General features: G+C 71.3%; 15 protein-coding genes, 1 tRNA gene and 2 pseudogenes. 10 read left to right on the top strand and 8 right to left on the bottom strand.

Features of this window, described 5'->3' with window-relative positions; translation table 11 throughout:
* Window positions 1-279: 279 nt before the first annotated feature.
* The 3 genes and pseudogenes from FB465_RS14480 to FB465_RS14470 all read left to right on the top strand — a co-directional run bounded on the left by FB465_RS14480 (window position 280) and on the right by FB465_RS14470 (window position 2,879).
* A complete protein-coding gene (locus FB465_RS14480) occupies window positions 280-1,449 on the top strand; it encodes an oxidoreductase (RefSeq protein WP_145790892.1) in 1,170 nt (389 codons plus the stop codon).
* A gap of 52 nt (window positions 1,450-1,501) precedes the next feature.
* Window positions 1,502-1,999, top strand: a pseudogene (locus FB465_RS14475) (sulfatase-like hydrolase/transferase); the annotation flags it as partial.
* Window positions 1,990-2,879, top strand: a pseudogene (locus tag FB465_RS14470) (formylglycine-generating enzyme family protein). The pseudogenes FB465_RS14475 and FB465_RS14470, both read left to right, overlap by 10 nt.
* Before the next feature lie 25 nt (window positions 2,880-2,904).
* On the opposite strand, the gene FB465_RS14465 reads toward FB465_RS14470, so the two are convergent.
* From FB465_RS14465 to pdxR, 3 genes are all read right to left on the bottom strand, one after another.
* The gene (locus tag FB465_RS14465; RefSeq protein ID WP_170290583.1) at window positions 2,905-4,203 is read right to left on the bottom strand and encodes a DUF2254 domain-containing protein; all 1,299 of its coding nucleotides are present in this window, start codon (window positions 4,201-4,203) and stop codon (window positions 2,905-2,907) included.
* Window positions 4,204-4,274: 71 nt separating this feature from the next.
* The gene (locus tag FB465_RS14460) at window positions 4,275-4,556 is read right to left on the bottom strand and encodes a hypothetical protein (RefSeq protein ID WP_145790888.1); all 282 of its coding nucleotides are present in this window, start codon (window positions 4,554-4,556) and stop codon (window positions 4,275-4,277) included.
* Between the two features lie 60 nt (window positions 4,557-4,616).
* Window positions 4,617-6,023 carry a MocR-like pyridoxine biosynthesis transcription factor PdxR gene (pdxR, locus tag FB465_RS14455; RefSeq protein ID WP_145790886.1) on the bottom strand — a complete coding sequence of 469 codons (1,407 nt, stop codon included), beginning with the start codon at window positions 6,021-6,023 and terminating at the stop codon, window positions 4,617-4,619.
* A 91-nt stretch (window positions 6,024-6,114) separates the two neighbouring features.
* Here pdxR and FB465_RS14450 point away from each other — a divergent pair, with 91 nt between their 5' ends.
* On the top strand, window positions 6,115-6,855 hold the full coding sequence (locus FB465_RS14450) for a phosphodiesterase (protein WP_145790884.1): 741 nt from the start codon (window positions 6,115-6,117) through the stop codon (window positions 6,853-6,855).
* Here FB465_RS14450 and FB465_RS14445 read toward each other — a convergent pair.
* Window positions 6,845-7,891, bottom strand: a complete 1,047-nt coding sequence (locus FB465_RS14445) for an NADP-dependent oxidoreductase (protein ID WP_145790882.1) — start codon at window positions 7,889-7,891, stop codon at window positions 6,845-6,847. The two genes, FB465_RS14450 and FB465_RS14445, sit on opposite strands and share 11 nt — an antisense overlap.
* 130 nt (window positions 7,892-8,021) lie before the next feature.
* On the opposite strand from FB465_RS14445, the gene FB465_RS14440 reads away from it, so the two are divergent.
* Entirely contained in the window at window positions 8,022-8,918 is an 897-nt protein-coding gene (locus FB465_RS14440; protein ID WP_145790880.1) for a LysR family transcriptional regulator, read from the top strand.
* Between the two features lie 8 nt (window positions 8,919-8,926).
* Here the strand turns inward: FB465_RS14440 and mug are convergent, their stop codons facing one another.
* Window positions 8,927-9,490, bottom strand: coding sequence for a G/U mismatch-specific DNA glycosylase (mug, locus tag FB465_RS14435; RefSeq protein WP_246192664.1), 564 nt, complete (start codon window positions 9,488-9,490; stop codon window positions 8,927-8,929).
* Window positions 9,491-9,871: 381 nt separating this feature from the next.
* Here mug and FB465_RS14430 point away from each other — a divergent pair, with 381 nt between their 5' ends.
* Both FB465_RS14430 and FB465_RS14425 read left to right on the top strand, forming a co-directional pair.
* On the top strand, window positions 9,872-10,345 hold the full coding sequence (locus FB465_RS14430) for a hypothetical protein (RefSeq protein WP_145790876.1): 474 nt from the start codon (window positions 9,872-9,874) through the stop codon (window positions 10,343-10,345).
* 114 nt (window positions 10,346-10,459) lie between these two features.
* Window positions 10,460-11,065 carry a hypothetical protein gene (locus FB465_RS14425; protein ID WP_145790874.1) on the top strand — a complete coding sequence of 202 codons (606 nt, stop codon included), beginning with the start codon at window positions 10,460-10,462 and terminating at the stop codon, window positions 11,063-11,065.
* A gap of 98 nt (window positions 11,066-11,163) precedes the next feature.
* Here FB465_RS14425 and FB465_RS14420 read toward each other — a convergent pair whose 3' ends face one another.
* Window positions 11,164-11,652 (bottom strand): YajQ family cyclic di-GMP-binding protein, encoded by a 489-nt coding sequence (locus FB465_RS14420; RefSeq protein WP_145790872.1) that lies wholly within the window; start codon window positions 11,650-11,652, stop codon window positions 11,164-11,166.
* A gap of 215 nt (window positions 11,653-11,867) precedes the next feature.
* On the opposite strand from FB465_RS14420, the gene FB465_RS14415 reads away from it, so the two are divergent.
* Both FB465_RS14415 and FB465_RS14410 read left to right on the top strand, forming a co-directional pair.
* A tRNA-Tyr gene (locus FB465_RS14415) sits at window positions 11,868-11,948 on the top strand.
* A 231-nt stretch (window positions 11,949-12,179) separates the two neighbouring features.
* The gene (locus FB465_RS14410) at window positions 12,180-12,782 is read left to right on the top strand and encodes an excalibur calcium-binding domain-containing protein (RefSeq protein WP_246192663.1); all 603 of its coding nucleotides are present in this window, start codon (window positions 12,180-12,182) and stop codon (window positions 12,780-12,782) included.
* A gap of 150 nt (window positions 12,783-12,932) precedes the next feature.
* Here the strand turns inward: FB465_RS14410 and FB465_RS14405 are convergent, their stop codons facing one another.
* A complete protein-coding gene (locus FB465_RS14405) occupies window positions 12,933-13,577 on the bottom strand; it encodes an HAD family hydrolase (protein WP_145790870.1) in 645 nt (214 codons plus the stop codon).
* Window positions 13,578-13,640: 63 nt separating this feature from the next.
* The gene (locus FB465_RS14400; RefSeq protein WP_145790868.1) at window positions 13,641-14,240 is read right to left on the bottom strand and encodes a superoxide dismutase; all 600 of its coding nucleotides are present in this window, start codon (window positions 14,238-14,240) and stop codon (window positions 13,641-13,643) included.
* Between the two features lie 525 nt (window positions 14,241-14,765).
* Between FB465_RS14400 and FB465_RS14395 the strand changes: the two genes are divergently transcribed.
* Complete coding sequence (locus tag FB465_RS14395; RefSeq protein WP_145797348.1) at window positions 14,766-16,760, top strand: APC family permease; 1,995 nt, start codon at window positions 14,766-14,768, stop codon at window positions 16,758-16,760.
* Window positions 16,761-16,788: the final 28 nt, after the last annotated feature.

Here is a 16,788-nt window from a genome sequence, read left to right as displayed (position 1 = left end):
ACCTCCGTCTCGCGCCTGCGGCCAGCCCACAGTGTGGCGCGGCGGCCGGGGCAACCCGACGACCATGGTCCGAACGCGGCATGTCGGGCGGGCCGCTCACCTGGGATATGACAACAACTCAGTCGTACTGCCAGCAGGGCTGGTTGCTAGCCTGTACGGGCGCGGGTCACCGGCGCGTTCGACCTGTCGGGGGCCACCGTCGGGCACGCCGTCCAGCTGGAGGGCTGCGGCTTCGACGAGCCGGTCCTGCTCCGCGGCACCTCCACCGGCTCCTTCGCCATGATCGGCTGCCGGATCCCCGGCCTGAACGGCTGGCTGCTCCAGGTCGACGGGAACCTGTTCTTCGAGAACTCCTTCATCGACGGACGGCTGACCCTCACCCGCGCCCGCGTCACCGGCGAACTCCGGCTCAGCGGAGTCACCTTGACGGCTCCGGAGATCGCCGAGGAGCCCGACTCCTCCCGTGCGACCGGGGTCTGGGCGCTGTGGGCCGGCGGACTGGTGATGGAGGGCGGCGTCTTCGCCCGCCACGGGTTCACCGCGACGGGCGGTCTGCGGCTGGTGGGCGCGCAGTTCAACGGCGGCCTCTTCATGGAGGGCGCCCGCATCGGCAATCCGGGCGGGGACTCCTTCACCGGCGACGATCTGTCGGCCTCCACGATGATCCTCTCCGACGGCTTCACCGCCACCGGAGCCGTCCGCCTGGCCGGCGCCTCCGTCCGCAGCCGGCTCTCCCTGGCGGGCGCGGTGCTCGGCGGCGCCGACGTGGCGCTGGAGGCCGTCCGGCTGCAGGCGGGCGACCTCGAACTGACCCCGGCAGCGGCCGTCAAGGGCTCGGTGGACCTGCAGGGAGCCAAGGTGGCCGTGCTGCACGACAACGAGCACAGCTGGCCGGCCGACAGCAGGATCGACGGCTTCGAGTACACCGCCATCCACGCCGCCCCCGACCGGCCGGACTCGGTGGCCGGACGGCTCGGCTGGATCGCCCGGCTGCCCGGCTACGCCCCGCAGCCGTACGAGCAACTCGCGGGCTGGTACCGCCGGATCGGTCACGACGGCGACGCCCGGCGGGTGCTGCTGGAGAAGCAGCGGCGCCGACGGCGCACCCTGCACCCCGTGGCGCAGATCTGGGGGCGGGTGCTCGACGTCACCGTCGGCTACGGCTACCGGCCGTGGCAGGTCGGGCTGTGGCTGCTCGGCCTGGCGCTGGTGGGCACCACGGTGTTCGGGCTGCAGGACCCTCGGGCGACCCAGCCGGAGCAGAGCCAGCCCTTCGACCCGCTGGTCTACACGCTCGACCTGCTCATCCCGATCGGTGGCTTCGGCATGCGGGCGGCCTGGTACTGGACCGGCGCGACCCAGTACCTCACGTACGCGCTGATCGCCGCGGGCTGGCTGCTGACCACGGCCGTGGTGGCGGGAGTGACCCGTTCGCTGAACCGAGCCTGAGCCGAACCCGGGCCGAGTCGGCGAGCTGACGGCCGCTCAGCCCGCGGCCGCCGTGGCCGCAGCGGCGAGCCGTCCCAACATCCTGGTGATCGTCACCGACGACCAGCCCAAGCACACCGACTGGGCCACCCCGAAGACGATCGCCTGGCTGGCCGGGCAGGGCGTCAAGTTCACCAACGGGCATGTGGCCACACCGCTGTGCGCGCCCTCGCGCTCGTCGGTCTTCTCGGGCCGATTCGCCCACAACCACAGCGTCCTGGACAACGGCCACCCGTACAACCTGGACCAGAACACCACGGTGCAGCGCTACCTCAAGCAGGCCGGCTACCGCAACGGACTGTTCGGCAAGTACCTCAACGCGTGGAACGTCGCCGACAACCCGCCCCACTTCGAGGAGTGGGTGCTGGAGGACCCGGTGGTCTACAACGACGGCACGTACAACGTGAACGGCAGCGTCAAGACGATCGCCGGCTACAGCACCACCGTCATCAAGAACCGGGCGCTCGCCTTCCTGGACAAGGCGGCCACCGACACCCGCCCCTGGTTCCTGTACGTCGCGCCGAAGGCCTCGCACGAGCCGAACACCCCCGAGCCCAAGTACGCCACCACGGCCGTCCCGGCCTGGAACGGACGCCCGGCCGGGCCGACGGCGAGGGGCCGGTCCGCGAGATCGAGGTCGGCCCGTTCCGGATCGCGCCCGCCACGGTGATCAACGCCCAGTTCGCCACCTTCGTCAAGGCCACCGGCCACGTCACGGAGGCCGAGGCCTTCGGCTTCAGCTACGTCTTCGGCGGGTTCCTGCCGGAGCACCTGCTGGCCACCGCACCGCCGGGCCCGGGGTGCCCTGGTGGCGTGCCGTCCGGGGGGCGACCTGGCGTCACCCCGAGGGCCCCGGTTCGTCCTTCGACTCCCGCCAGAACCACCCCGTCGTCCACGTCTCGTGGAACGACGCGCAGGCGTACTGCGCCTGGTCGGGCACCCGGCTGCCCACCGAGGCCGAGTGGGAGTACGCCGCCCGTGGCGGCCTGGAGCAGCGGCGCTACCCCTGGGGAGACGAGCTGACCCCGGGCGGCCGGCACATGTGCAACATCTGGCAGGGCGTCTTCCCCACCCTCAACACCGCCGCCGACGGCCACCGGGGCACCGCCCCCGCCAAGTCGTTCCGGCCCAACGGCTACGGCCTCCACAACACCGCCGGCAACGTCTGGGAGTGGTGCGCCGACTGGTTCAGCGCGGACTTCCACCGGACCGGCCTGCGCCGGGACCCGGTCGGACCGCCGACCGGCACCGCCCGGGTGATGCGGGGTGGATCCCACCTGTGCCACGAGTCCTACTGCAATCGCTACCGGGTGGCCGCCCGCAGCTCCAACACCCCCGACAGCTCCACGGGCAACATCGGCTTCCGCGTGGCCGCCGACGCCGCTGGGTGATCGTCCTTCAGCTCTCCGCGGCTCGTCACGCCAGGTCGAGGCGCGCGCCGAGTGCGCGGACGGCCGTCAGGTCGGCAGGCTGGGCGATGCGGGCCTCCGCGTCGAGGAGCACCAGCCGGGCCTGCTCGGCGATCGCCTCCCGGCGCAGCGGGTCGGTGACGACCGTGGCGGTGGTTCCCAGCATCCGAAGGAGCGCCAGGCACACTGCGGGCTCGGCGGCGCCGTACCGGCGGATCTGGCCGCACGCGAGGTCGAGGTGGTCGGCGAAGGCGGGCCCGCGGCTGACCACCCGGACCGTACCGGAGGGGTCGTGGCAGAGGGTGTCGCCCGATGCGCGGATGCCGAGCAGGCAGACGACGGTCGAGAGGCGGTCGAGCACCTGGACCGCGCTGTAGGGGTCGTTGATCGCGGGGGAGAGGGTGCGCAGGGCGATGTCGACCAGCTGCCGCATGCCGAAGGCCGTGTCCTGCTGCAAGGTGCGCTCGGGGCCGAGCTGTACGGCACGGCGCAGTGCCCGGGCCAGCGAATCCGGGGACTTCACCACGCCACCGTCGCTGCGCCACACCAGGGCGAGCGGGCTGACGTTCGCGACGACGTGGTCACCGACCCAGGGCAGGACGCTGACCACGACGTCCTGCTCCTGCGCCGCGGCCAGCAACCGCTCCGGGTGCGCGGTCTGCAGGTAACCCGAGCGGGAGGCGGTGAGGACGACCGCCTCCGGTGGCGGGGCCGGCCCTTCGATGTCGACGGCCGGCTCGGCGGCGGTCCAGGTGAGGACACCGCGGGCCGTGGTCCGGGCGACGGTGGTCATCACGGTGTCGATCTGGATCGAGTGCGCGACGTGGTGAACGAAGAAGACGAGCATCCCCAGGCTGACGAAGACCAGCACGATCGCCCCGGTGACCGCGATCCGCGGGAACTCGTCGACATCGCCGCCGCCGGAGACGCCGACCGTGTACAGGCCTGCGGTGCTGTACGCGAAGGTGGCGACGAACACGGCGAGGACGACCTGGTTGGGCCGGTCGCGCAGGAAGTTCCGCAGCAGCCTCGGTGAGAACTGCGTCGATGCCACCTGCAGGGCCACCACGGTGAGGCCGAGCACCAGCGCGATGACGGTCACCATGGTCGAGGCGATGGCGATCAGCACCTGGCGGGCGTCGTCCGCCGTACCGGCGAAGGCCAGCGGGTGCAGGGGCGAGTGAGGTCGGACCCGTACGTGGGAGAGTGTGCTTCCCGCGACCAGCGCCAGCACGACCGCGATGCCGGGCAGCACCCACAGCGCGCCGCGCAGGTACTCTCTGAGCGCCTCGCCGCGCGGATGCATCGGCCGCCTCGGACGCCCTGAACGCCTCGGACGCATCGGTACCTCCTGTGCCGACCGTCGGCGCTCGGCCGTCAGTAGTCCTTGCTCTCCGCCGTCTCGACGACCCGGGCCTTCGGGTTTCCGGTGAGGAGGGGGTTGCTCTGCCACAGCACGCGCAGCCTGGTGAGAAAGCTCTCGGCCTCACCGGCGCTGTCGAAGTCGAGGTCGATCATGACGAGCGTGGGGTCGCCGACCGACCGGAGGATCCGGTAGCCGCGCACGCCGCTCTGCTCCCGGCCGAGCGGGTCGGCGTCGAAGACCTGCTTCCAGGCGTCGTAGTCGGGGGTCGGGTGTTCGATCCGCAGGGTGGTCATCTCGGTTCCTTCGCTGTTGCCGTCGCCAGGGCCCCCTGCCGATGATGACCCGCTCCCCGCTCACCCGCCCGCGAGACGCCCGGATGGCGTACCCAGCACCTCGGCGAGGGCCTCCAGCGCCGCCGGGTAGGCGTGTTCGGGGGGTGCGGCGTAGCCGATGAGCAGGCCCTGCATCCGGCCGTCCGGCCGGTGCCACAGGTCGGCGAGGCCGCGCAGGGCGATGCCGCGCCGCTCACAGCGGGCGAGCACCTCCGTCTCGCCGGGGCCGTCGTCGGGCAGGGTGAGCAGCGCGTGCAGCCCGGCGGGGACGCCGCGCAGGTCTGCCCCGGGGCCCAGCCGGCGGATCAGCAGCTCGCGGCGCCGGCGGTACTTCACCCGGGCGGCCCTGACGTGCCGGTCGTAGTCGTGACCCGTGATCAGGTCGGCCAGGACGAGCTGGCCGAGGGTCTCGGTGTACAGGTCGGCGCGGCTCTTGGCCTCCACCACCGGGCCGACGAGCTCCCGGGGCAGGACCGTCCAGCCCAGCCGCAGTGCCGGGCCGAGGGCCTTGGACGCGCTGCCGCAGTACGCGACGTGGTCGGGCGCGATGCCCTGGAGGGCGCCGACCGGCCGCCGGTCGTACCTGAACTCCCCGTCGTAGTCGTCCTCGACGATCAGCCCGCCGCTTCTCCGCGCCCAGTCGCGCAGGGCCTGCCGCCGCCGGGGGTGGAGCGGCACACCGGTGGGGTACTGGTGCGCCGGGGTGACCACGACGGCCTCGGCCGGACAGCCGTCGACCTGGGCGCCCAGCTCGTCGACGGGCAGCGGCACCACGGCCGGGCCGGCCCGGCGGACGACCTCGCGGTAGAGCTCGTGGCCCGGGTCCTCCATGGCGACCGTCCGGGTGCCGCCTTCCTTCAGCACCTGCGCGAGCAGGCTGATGGACTGGTAGAAGCCGGAGGTGATGACGATGCGGTCGGGGGTGGCGAGCACGCCGCGGGTCCGGCCGAGATGGGCGGCGAGGGCGGTCCGCAGTTCGATACGGCCCTGCGGGTCGCTGTGGCCGTGGATCGCCGCCGGGGGTGCCTCGAGCAGCACCCGGCGGGTGGAGCGCAGCCAGGCCCGGGCGGGGAAGGCCGTCAGATCGGGCAGTCCGGGCCGCAGGTCGTGCCGGGGTGCGGCCTCGGCCGCCGCCGGAGTGACGGCGTCCACGGTCCGGCCGGACAGGTCGGCGACCACCGTGCCGGAGCTCGGGCGCGCGGTCAGGTAGCCCTCGGCGGCCAGTTGGTCGTACGCGGCGGTGACGGTGCCCCGGGAGAGCCCGAGCTCCTCGGCCAGCGCGCGGGTCGACGGCAGCCGGGTGCCGGGTGCCAGCCGTCCGTCCCGTACCGCCCGGCGCAGCGCCCGCTCCAGGCCGGCGCGGCGCCCGTCGCCGGGGTCGATCTCGAGGTGGAGGTCCGGGCCTGAACCGGACCAGTTTTTCGGCACGTTGCTGGATCTTAATCCTGGTCCGGTCGGCCCGTAGCGTCTGATCCGAAGCGTCCGGTGCAGGACCGGATCGACGGAAGGACCCACCGCCGTGCTCGTGTTCGCCCACCTCAGCGACATCCACCTCGACGGCTCGCCACGCAGCGCCGACCGTGCCAGGGCGGTGATGGACCACCTCGACGCACTGCCGTACGACCTCGCGGCGGTGCTGGTCACCGGGGACATCGCCGACCACGGCCTGCCCGCCGAGTACGAGGAGGCCCGCGAGATCCTCGCCTCACGGCACCCGGTGCTGATCTGCCCCGGCAACCACGACGTCCGCGGCGCGTTCCGCGAGGTCCTGCTGGGCGAGCCCGCAGCCGACGGCCCGGTCAACCAGGTCCTGCGTACGGAGGGCGCGGTCGTCGCGCTCTGCGACTCCTCGGTGCCCGGGAAGGACGAGGGCCGGCTGGACGACGAGACCCTCGCCTGGCTGGAGTCGGTGCTCGCCGGGACACCGGAGGACGTACCCGTGCTGGTCGCCTTCCACCACCCGCCCGCCGTGCTGCACGTCCCGCTCGTAGACGCGATCCGCCAGTTCGACGAGGAGCGGCTCGCCGCGCTGGTCACCCGTCACCCGAACATCGCGGCACTGCTGTGCGGACACGCCCACACCCCCGCCGCGACCACCTTCGCGGGACGGCCGCTGGTGGTGGCGCCCGGCGTCGTCTCCACGGTGAAGCTGCCGTGGGAGCCCGGCGAGATCCTGGACCACACTCTGCCGCCGGCCCTCGCCTTCCATGTCCTGGACGACGACCGGCGGTTGACGACGCACTACCGGATCACCGGCTGACGGTGTCCTTGGCTGTCCCGGGCGCTTCCTCGGGTGCTTCCGCGGACACCTGGACGATCATCTTGCCGAGGTTCTCGCCGCGCAGCATGCCGAGGAAGGCCTCGACCACGTGGTCGAAGCCCTCGACCACCGTCTCCTCCGCCCGCACCCGCCCCGAGCGCAGGTGAGGAGCCAGGAACTCCTCCAACTCGCCCTGGGCATCCCGGTGGTTGCGCACCAGGAAGCCCTCCAGCCGCAGACTCTTGTGGACCACGTCGTACAGGTTGCGCGGCGCGACGGGCGGCTCGGTGCTGTTGTACTGCGAGACCGCGCCGCACCAGGCGATCCGGCCGCTGTCGCGCAGCACGTCGATGGCACCCTCCAGGTGCTCGCCGCCGACATTGTCGAAGTACACGTCGATCCCCTCGGGGGCTGCCAGGCGCAGGAGTTCGCCGACCGGGCCGTCGTGGTAGTCGAAGGCGGCGTCGAAGCCCAGCCGTTCCGTCAGGTGCTTGGCCTTGGCCGCAGAGCCCGTACTGCCGATCACCCGGCCGGCACCGAGCAGCCGGGCTATCTGCCCGGCCGCGCTGCCCACCCCGCCTGCGGCCGCGGAGATGAACACCGTCTCGCCGGGCCGTACCCGGGCGACCTTCGTCAGGCCGACGTACGCGGTGAGCCCGGTGCCGCCGAGCACGCTCAGGTAGGTGCTGAGCGGGACCCCGGCCGGCGGGCGCAGCAGCCGGACATCCGCCGGCTCCACCACCGCGTGGGTCCGCCACGCGTACCGGTGGAAGACCAGGTCACCGACGGCCAGCCCGGGCGTCCGGGACTCGACGACGCGCCCGATGGAGCGGCCCTCCAGCGGCGCGTTCAGCTCCCAGTGGCCCTCGTCCATCGCCTCGCGCATGTACGGATCGACCGAGAGGTAGATGTTCTCCACCAGCGCGGTGCCCGGCCCGGGGGCGGGGACGGGAGCCTCGACGAAGGCGAAGTTCCCGGCCGTGGGCACGCCCTGCGGCCGGGACACCTGGTGGACGAACTTGGCGGTACGGGTCATCACGAGCTCCTGCTCTCCGGGGGCCGACGTGATCACCGTAGGAAGCGAAGCACCGCCCCCGGCAGAGGCGTCCGTGCATGGAAAGGGGCCTTCCATGCACGCTGCTCATGGCACGGGATAGGTTCTCCGGGTGACCGACCTAGCCCCGCACGAGCTGCGGATCCTTGTCGCCATCGACCGCGAGCAGAGCTTCACCGCCGCTGCCGCGGCCCTCGGCATGTCCCAGTCCGCGGTCTCGCACTCGGTACGGACCTGTGAGCGCAAGATCGGCGCCGTGCTCTTCGAGCGGGGACGCCACGGGGCTCGCGCCACCCCGGCCGGGGCGCGCGCGGTGGTGCACGCCCGGCACATCCTGAACCTGCTGGAGACCCTGGTCGCCGAGGCGCGCGGCGCCGAGTCCGGCACGGTCAGCGGTCCGCTGCGGATCGCGGCTTTCCGTAGCGCCGCCGCCCATCTGCTGCCCACCGCGCTGGCCCGGCTCACCGACCGCCACCCGGGGGTCGTCCCGAGGGTGCGGATCGTCCGCGAGGTGGGCCGCGGCACGGCCGGCGAGGTCGCGGACGGGCGGGCCGACCTCGGCATCGCGACCCTCGACGCCTCGTCACCCGCCGTACCCGGCCTGCTGACCGGCCGGCTCTTCGAGGAGGCGTACGCGCTGGTGCACCCGGCCGGTCACGCCCGCCCGCGCACCCTGCCGCTGGTCGACTGGGACGAGAACTGCGGCTCGTACACCAGGGATTGGTGGGCCCGACAGGACTGGATCCCGGCCGCCAGGCTCAACGTCGAGGACGACGTCGTGACCATGTCGATGGTGGCGCAGGGCCTCGGCATGTCGATCGTGCCCAAGCTGACGCTGATCGACGCTCCGTCCGGACTCGCCGTCACCGAGCTCGGCCCGCAGCCGCCCACCCGGCAGGTCGGATACGTCACCACGCCCGAACTCGCCCGTACGGTGGCCGTCCGGGCCCTCATCCGCGAGCTGCGGTCGGCTCCGCTGCCGCCGGGGCTGGCGCTCGCTCCGGTGTAGTGCTTGCCTTATGACTCGGCCGGGGGCACGGCCTCGCGCAGCCGGCGGAACTCCTCGGCGATGCCGTCCAGCGTGTAGTGCGCGTTCAGGCCGCTGGGGTTGGGGAGCACCCACACCGCCGTCTCTCCGATGCCCTCCGGCTGCGGCCCGATCACCGCGCGCGGCCTCCGGAAGGCCGTCCGGTACGCGCCGATCCCGAGCACGGCCAGGGTGTGGGGCTGCAGCAGGCCGACGCGTTCGACCAACGCCTCACCGCCCTGTCGGTACTCCTCGGCGGTCAGCTCGTCCGCCTTGGCGGTGGTGCGCGCGACCACGTTGGTGATGCCGAGACCCAGACCGAGCAACTCCTCCTGCCGGTCGGGCCGGAGCAGGGTGGGCGTGAACCCGGAGCGGTGCAGTGCGGGCCAGAACCGGTTGCCCGGCCGGGCGAAGTGATGGCCGGTCGCCCCCGACCAGAGCCCGGGATTGATCCCGCAGAACAGCACCCGCAGCCCGGGCGCCACCACGTCCGGAATCGTCGTATCGGAGGCGGCCGCCAACTGCTCGGCGTTGGGCCGGAACGGAGTAGTCACCGCCCAAGTCTGCAACAGCGCCCCGGGGTCCCTCCGCTCGTCGGCAGAGCCTGTCAGGATCGACGGCATGGATGCCATCGACACCCGCGACGGACTGCATCGCCGGACGGATGCCGCGGAGCGGCTGCGGGCACTGCGCTCGGCACTGCCCGCCACGGACACTGGGGCGGCCCTCCTTCACTCGCGGTTGCCGGAACTTCCGTGCATCGTCGTGCTGTTGATGGATCACCAGGATCCTCCGGTGCGCGGCTGGTACCCCGTGAGGGCTGCCTTCCCGCGGGGGCCTGACCTCGCCGTATGTGTCGCTGATCACCGTGGTAATGGATAGTCAGTTCGATTATTCCCATGACCGGATTGCCGCAAGAGGGGCAGAATGACTGAATGTCATATGAACTGAAGGCGCTGATCGCCGCCACCGACCTGCTCAACGTGGTGGCGGCGGAGGTTCCGGTTGCGCGGGTCGCGCGGCTGGAGCAGGGGCTGGCGCTGATCCCGATGACGAACCGGCTCTTCGACGCCCTCCACGAGTCCGAGGGCCTCGTCGAGGCGGGCTTCGAGTCCTTCCCCGGTGGCTTCGGCCGTCGTCTCGGCGCCTGGTCGCAGGCCGGCCCCATCGCATATGTCGAGGCCGACTACTTCGGGGGCCGAGGCGTCCAGCAGGCGGCGGTCTGGGTGGACGGGAAGATCGACCTCGGTCCGCTGCGGACCGACGAGGACGACCCGCGCCCGGACGAGGGCAGTCCGATCTCCCAGGCACTTCGCAGACTCGGCGCACAACGCCCCTACGGTCACGACGAGTTCGAGGCGGTCGGGCTGGGGCGTCAACGGAGCTCGGAGGGCTGGGCGGTCCGGTAGGCGCGCTCGGCGGCGGCCACCATTCGGCGTACGAACGGTGGCCGGGCTGCGTGGGGTGGCTCAACGTGTGGTGAAGGCGCAAAGCCTCAACTTCACTGAAAGGAAACGCATCTCATGCGTGCCACCTGGACGGCCGCCGTGCTGACTGCAGCTCTGGGCCTGACCACAGTCACCGCAGTGTCCGCCAACGTCGCCGGAGCGGCCGATACCGCAGCCGCGACCGCTCCCCGTCCCGCAGCCGTCGCCCAGCCGACGGCCGGACTCCCCTCCGTCCCCGATCCCACCAAGACCCTCGACGTGCTCGGAGCACTGGGTGGGGTTCTCAAACTCGTCAACAGCCTGGTCGCCTCGGCGACTCCCCCCTCGGGCACACCCGATCCGGCGGCGCTCCAGAAGCTGCTGGACGACCTGACGGCCGCCGTGAAGGACCTGGTGGGCAAGCTGCCGTTGCCGCCGTTGCCGCCTCTCCCGGTGAGCGACACGCCGCGTACCGCTCCCAGCACGCTCCCCGTGCCGGTGAACCCGTCGGATGCGCTGGCCAAGGTCCAGAAGGACGCCACCGACCTGGTCGCCGCCGCGACGGCGGCCAAGCCCGATCCGTCGGCCGTGCAGAAGGTGGTCCCGCCGCTCTCGGTCGACTCCGTGGCGGCAACGGTCGCAACCACCACCAGCCTCACCGACGTTCCGCCGGTCGGGACCGCGGTCGGCCCGCGGCCGTAACCGCCGTCGGGCCGTGACCGCCGTCGGGCCCGGACCGTACGCGGTCCGGGCCCGACGGTTCGACGGGGTACTGCGACTGCTGCGACGGCTACCGCTGGTCAGCGGTAGTTGACGAACTGGATCGCGAACTCCAGGTCCTTGCCCTTGAGCAGCGCCTGGACCTGCTGCAGGTCGTCCCGGCTCTTCGAGCTGACGCGCAGCTCGTCGCCCTGGACCTGCGCCTTGACGCCCTTCGGGCCCTCATCGCGGATGATCTTCGCGACCTTCTTGGCATCATCCTGGGTGATGCCCTCCTTGATGTCCGCGAAGATCTTGTACTCCTTGCCGGACAGCTGCGGGTCGCCCGCGTCCATCGCCTTCAGCGACAGGCCGCGCTTGATGAACTTGTCCTTCAGCACGTCCAGGATCGCCTTGACCCGCTCCTCGCCGTTGGCCTTCATCTCGATCTTCTCGCCCGACCGCTTGATCTCGGCGCCGACGTTCTTGAAGTCGAAGCGCGTGGCGATCTCGCGGGAGGTCTGGTTGATCGCGTTGTCGACCTCCTGCCACTCGACCTTCGAGACGATGTCGAAACTGGAGTCGGCCATGGTGTGTTGGTCTCCTTGATGATCTGGCTTCACTGTCAGCGCCCGCCCGCACGGGACAGGTGCCGCCCCAGCCTATCCAGCAGCGCCCCCGCCCGCCCCCGACAGCCACGCCCCTTCCTTGATCATCACGTGACCAACCGAGTGGCGAACCACCCCCCGTCATCAGGTATCGTTTACGAGGTCGAACGGGGCAGCGCCCCGGGAGACACCATCCTGGCTGGTTGCCCGAGCGGCCAAAGGGAGCAGACTGTAAATCTGTCGCGCAAGCTACGCAGGTTCGAACCCTGCACCAGCCACAGGATAGATGGACCGGCTCTGAACTGCGGAAACGCGGCTCAGAGCCGGTCCTTTTTGCTGCCCTGAGCGCACCCTGAGGCAGTGGGTGAAAAGGGATGCCGAGTGCTGCTGGCGAGCAGCCCATCACAGTCCCATCACAACGTCGCTGGTTGCTCACGGAGGGTGCGCGACACCTGCGAACGTAGCCGGTCCCACAGCGCGGTGAAGGCGGCGCGCGATCCGTCACCGACGTGAGGACCAACAACGTGAATCCGTACGGCGCACCCGCTCCCCAGGCGGCTCCCCGAAGTGGATCGAACCGGCTCGTCCGCGTCGCGCTGCTCATCTTTGTGCCGCCCGCCGCTGCGGTGATGGCCTGGCGCTCGCGCCGTATCCACGTGGCGGCCAAGGTGGCGCTGACGGTGTGGTGCGTGTTCATGTCCTTCATCTGGCTGGGAGCGATCATCGGCCCCGCGCCGAAGGAGGATGTCGAGAAGCCGGCTGCCACCACGATCGCGCCGATCAGCCCCACACCGACACTGAGCCCGACCCCCACCGCAAGCCCGACCCCCACCGCAAGCCCGACGCCCACCGCAAGCCCGACGCAGACGCCGACTCCGTCGCTCACTCCCACCCCGACCGCACCGCCCGTGTACGAGACCCAGCCACCCGTCGTGGTTCCGACCACCGAGGCGGCCACCCCGGAGCCCGAGCGCTCCAGCGCGCCCGCCTCCGTCTACTACAAGAACTGTGACGAGGCGAAGGCCGCCGGGGCCGCCCCCATCCACATCGGCGAGCCGGGCTACCGCAAGGGTCTCGACCGCGACGGCGACGGAACCGCCTGCGAGCGCTGATCGCATCGAGCGGGATGGGTGTGCTGGGTGGCTCCGGCCGGCCTCGTCGGGCATCCTGCGGGCGGGCGGTGCGTCAGATCTCGTTGTCGCATGCCCGAACGAGGCGCACCGAGCCGTCTTCGAGGCCGGTGGCGGCTTCGAGGTGCAGAGTCAGAGGCTCAGCAGCAGGTCTGCCGCTTCCGCCACGTCCCGTACGGCGTGGTCGGGGGCGGGGTGGGGTTCCTGCCAGGGGTGGCCGGCGGAGATCCAGACCGAGCGGAGGCCGGCCGCCTGGGCGCCGAGGATGTCCGTCGCCGGGTTGTTGCCGACCATCCAGCCGCCGGCCGAGGGGTCGTGGCCCGATCGGGTGGCGGCGAGGTGGAAGATCGCCGGGTCGGGCTTACGGGAGCCGGCCTCCTCCGAAATGCAGACGGCGTCGACGGCGTCGCGCAGGCCGGCTCTGGCGAGCTTGGCGCTCTGGATCGGGGTGGACCCGTTGGTGACCACGACGACGGTCCAGCCGCCCGCGCGCAGTCGGCGGAGCCCGTCCGTGACGCCGGGGATGCGCCGGACGCGGGACGCCTGCCCGTCGACGTGCCTCTCCCACAGGGCCTCGCCGGACAGCGGCAGCCCGTACTCCGCGCTGAGCCGGGCGAAGGTCTCCGGGTGCGGCCGCGCGTGGACGGTGTCGTACACACTCTGCGCGGTGTCCGGGTGCAGGCCGTACGTCGCGCAGAACTCCGCGGCCCAGTCGGCCGAGGTGCCGTGCCGCTCGATGAGGGTGTGGTCCAGGTCGATCAGGACGAGCCGCTGCATGCCGCGAGCGTAGCTTCGGGCGGGGCCCCGCAGCCGGAGCCCCGCCCAGCGGTCGCGCGCCGGTCAGCCCTTTGCGGCGGCCAGGCGGTTGCTGACGTCCGTCCAGTTGACCAGGTCCCAGAGCTTGTTGACGTAGTCGGGCCGGACGTTGCGGTACTGCAGGTAGTAGGCGTGCTCCCAGGCGTCGAAGACGAGCAGCGGGGTGGTGCCCATACCGACGTTGCCGTGGTGGTCGTAGACCTGTTCGACGATCAGGCGCTGCCCGAGCGGCTCCCAGGCGAGGACGCCCCAGCCGGAGCCCTGGACGCCGGCGGTGGCGGCGGTGAGCTGCTTCTTGAACGCCTCGAAGCCGCCCAGGTGCTCCTCGATGGCGTCGGCGAGGGCGCCGTCGGGGCGGTCGCCGCCGTCGGGGGAGAGGTTCTCCCAGAAGATCGAGTGCAGGACGTGGCCGGACAGATGGAAGGCGTAGGTCTTCTCCAGGCCGACCAGGTTGCCGTACTGCTCCTTGTCGCGGGCCTCGGCCAGCTGTTCAAGGGTGTCGTTCGCTCCCTTGACGTACGCCGCGTGGTGCTTGGCGTGGTGCAGTTCGAGGATCTCGCCGGTGATCGCGGGGGCGAGCGCGGAGTAGTCGTACGGGAGGTCGGGGAGCGTGTACTGACCCATGGAGGTAGGGCTCCTAGTCGCGTTGCGTCGGAGGATGCTTGTGGTGCTCGGCTCACACTATTGCGTATAGCTTGCAATTGCATCGATATAGCAGGAGAGTGTCTCGCGGGGCGGGGCGGCCGGTCGGCCTCCCCGCTGAAGACAGCCCCGGCGCACCGTCGGGAGTCCTTCGCATGTGCTGATCGTCTTCCCAGCCGGCGCCCGCCGGGACACTCGGCCGACCCGCCCCCGCCAGGACCCCCGGTCCCATCTCGCCCGGCGCGAAATGTCACCATTCGGCCAGATGTCCGATAACGGCTCGACATCTTGACGATCTCTTAACGGGGAGCCCGGCGCGCCGTCGGACGGGCCGGTGGCGGAACCGTCCTAGCGGGGCCCCAACCTGCGCGAATACTGCTCCCAACGGGCGTGTTCGAGGCGCGCCACGCGCCGCGGCGGCCCATTTCACGTGTGCTGCGGCCGCATACGCTCGCCCGTGTGTTCAACGTGCCCCAGGCGCTCAAGCGCCTCGTGATCGGTAAGGCCATGCGCAGCGAGGAGCTGGGCGAGACCCTGCTGCCCAAGCGGCTGGCCCTGCCGATCTTCGCTTCCGACCCGCTCTCCTCGGTGGCCTACGCCACCCAGGAGATCCTGCTGGTGCTCACCGTCGGTGGCACCGCCTTCCTCTACCTGACCCCCTGGGTCGCGGCCGGCGTCGTCGCCCTGATGGCGGTCGTGGTGATGTCGTACCGCCAGGTCGTCCACGCCTACCCGAGTGGCGGCGGGTCGTACGAGGTGGTGTCCAAGAACCTCGGGGCCAACTCCGGCCTGGTGGTCGCCGCCTCGCTGCTGGTGGACTACGTGATGACGGTCGCGGTGTCGGTCGCGTCCGGGGTGGACAACATCATCTCGGCGCTGCCCGACCTCGCCCCGCACCGGGTCGGGCTGGCGGTCGGCTTCGTCGTCCTGCTCGCCGCGATGAACCTGCGCGGCGTACGGGAGTCCGGCAAGGCCTTCGCCGCGCCGACCTACCTCTTCATCGGCGGCATCCTGCTGATGGTCGGCACCGGTCTGGTCCGGGTGATCCTGGGCGACGCCCCGGTGGCGTCCAGTGCCGCGTACGGGATCACCCCGGAGGACCACAAGGACACGCTGGCCGGCCTCGGCCTGCTGATGCTGGGGTTGAGGGCCTTCGCCTCCGGTTGTACGGCGCTGACGGGCGTCGAGGCGATCTCCAACGGTGTCCCGGCGTTCCGTACGCCGAAGTCGAGGAACGCCGCGACCACGATGGCCGTCATGGGCATCACCGCCGTGGTGATGTTCGTCGGCATCACCGCGCTGTCGCTGATCTCCAAGGTCCACTACGTCGACAACGCCTGCCAGCTCACCGGCCTCGGCGGCGACTGCTCGACCTTCGCCCAGCCGACCGTCATCGCCCAGCTGGCCGCCGCCGTCTTCGGCGGGGACCACAGCGTCCTCTTCTACTTCATCCAGGCCGTCACCGCGCTGGTCCTGATCCTGGCCGCCAACACCGCTTTCAACGGCTTCCCGCTGCTGGCCTCGATCCTCGCCGAGCACCGCTACCTGCCCCGGCAGATGCACACCCGCGGCGACCGGCTCGCGTTCTCCAACGGGATCATCGCCCTGGCGGTGGTGGCCGGTGCCCTGCTGTGGCTGTACAACGCGGACGTCACCAGCCTGATCCACCTCTACATCCTGGGCGTCTTCACCTCCTTCACCCTGTCGCAGATCGGCATGGTCAAGCACTGGAACCAGACGCTGGAGACGGAGACCGACCCGTCGGTGCGCAACGCCGCCCAGCGGTCCCGGGTGATCAACGGCTTCGGTGCCTGCGTCACCGCGCTGGTGCTGGTCATCGTCCTGCTGACCAAGTTCACCCAGGGCGCCTGGCTGGCCGTCGTCGCCGCGATCGTCCTCTGGGTCATGATGCGCGGCATCCGCCGGCACTACGACGCGGTCGCCGCGGAACTGGCCGTCGACGACCCGCACGCCGAGTCGGTCCGGCCCTCCAAGGTGCACGGCATCGTGCTGGTCTCCAAGCTTCACAAGCCCACCCTGCGCGCCCTCGGCTACGCCCAGGCCTTCAAGCCCGACTCGCTGGAGGCCGTCAGCGTCGCGGTCGAGAAGGACGCGGTGCAGGAACTTGAGGCCAAGTGGGACGAGTTCGACGTCCAGGTCCCGCTCAAGGTGCTGGACTCCCCGTACCGTGAGATCACCAAGCCGGTCGTCGGCTACGTCCGTTCGATCCGCCGGACCAGCCCGCGGGACGCCGTCGCGGTCTTCATCCCGGAGTACGTGGTCGGGCACTGGTGGGAGCACCTGCTGCACAACCAGTCCGCGCTGTGGCTGAAGAGCCGCCTGCTCTTCACGACCGGCGTGATGGTGATCAGCGTGCCCTGGCAGCTCTCCTCCTCCAACCGCGCGTACCACCCGTCCCGCCGGGCGCCAGGTGCCGTCCGCCGCGGCGAGCCGAGCGTGAGGTCCGAGCACGAGAAGCTCCCGGCGCCCGAGCACGTCTGACACGTGGTGGACGACGCCCCGGACGGCA

It is taken from the genome of Kitasatospora atroaurantiaca, assembly GCF_007828955.1.
GTDB classification, from domain to species: Bacteria; Actinomycetota; Actinomycetes; order Streptomycetales; family Streptomycetaceae; genus Kitasatospora; species Kitasatospora atroaurantiaca.
This window is presented reverse-complemented; position numbering and strand designations above follow the sequence as displayed.

What these genes read in the sequence shown, in the direction of transcription:
- FB465_RS14480 (WP_145790892.1), top strand. Translation starts at nt 280, where the DNA reads ATGATCGGCTGCCGGATCCCCGGCCTGAACGGCTGGCTGCTCCAGGTC.
- FB465_RS14465 (WP_170290583.1), bottom strand. Translation starts at nt 4,203, where the DNA reads ATGCATCCGCGCGGCGAGGCGCTCAGAGAGTACCTGCGCGGCGCGCTG.
- FB465_RS14460 (WP_145790888.1), bottom strand. Translation starts at nt 4,556, where the DNA reads ATGACCACCCTGCGGATCGAACACCCGACCCCCGACTACGACGCCTGG.
- FB465_RS14445 (WP_145790882.1), bottom strand. Translation starts at nt 7,891, where the DNA reads ATGACCCGTACCGCCAAGTTCGTCCACCAGGTGTCCCGGCCGCAGGGC.
- FB465_RS14430 (WP_145790876.1), top strand. Translation starts at nt 9,872, where the DNA reads ATGTCATATGAACTGAAGGCGCTGATCGCCGCCACCGACCTGCTCAAC.
- FB465_RS14425 (WP_145790874.1), top strand. Translation starts at nt 10,460, where the DNA reads ATGCGTGCCACCTGGACGGCCGCCGTGCTGACTGCAGCTCTGGGCCTG.
- FB465_RS14420 (WP_145790872.1), bottom strand. Translation starts at nt 11,652, where the DNA reads ATGGCCGACTCCAGTTTCGACATCGTCTCGAAGGTCGAGTGGCAGGAG.
- FB465_RS14405 (WP_145790870.1), bottom strand. Translation starts at nt 13,577, where the DNA reads ATGCAGCGGCTCGTCCTGATCGACCTGGACCACACCCTCATCGAGCGG.
- FB465_RS14400 (WP_145790868.1), bottom strand. Translation starts at nt 14,240, where the DNA reads ATGGGTCAGTACACGCTCCCCGACCTCCCGTACGACTACTCCGCGCTC.
- FB465_RS14395 (WP_145797348.1), top strand. Translation starts at nt 14,766, where the DNA reads ATGCGCAGCGAGGAGCTGGGCGAGACCCTGCTGCCCAAGCGGCTGGCC.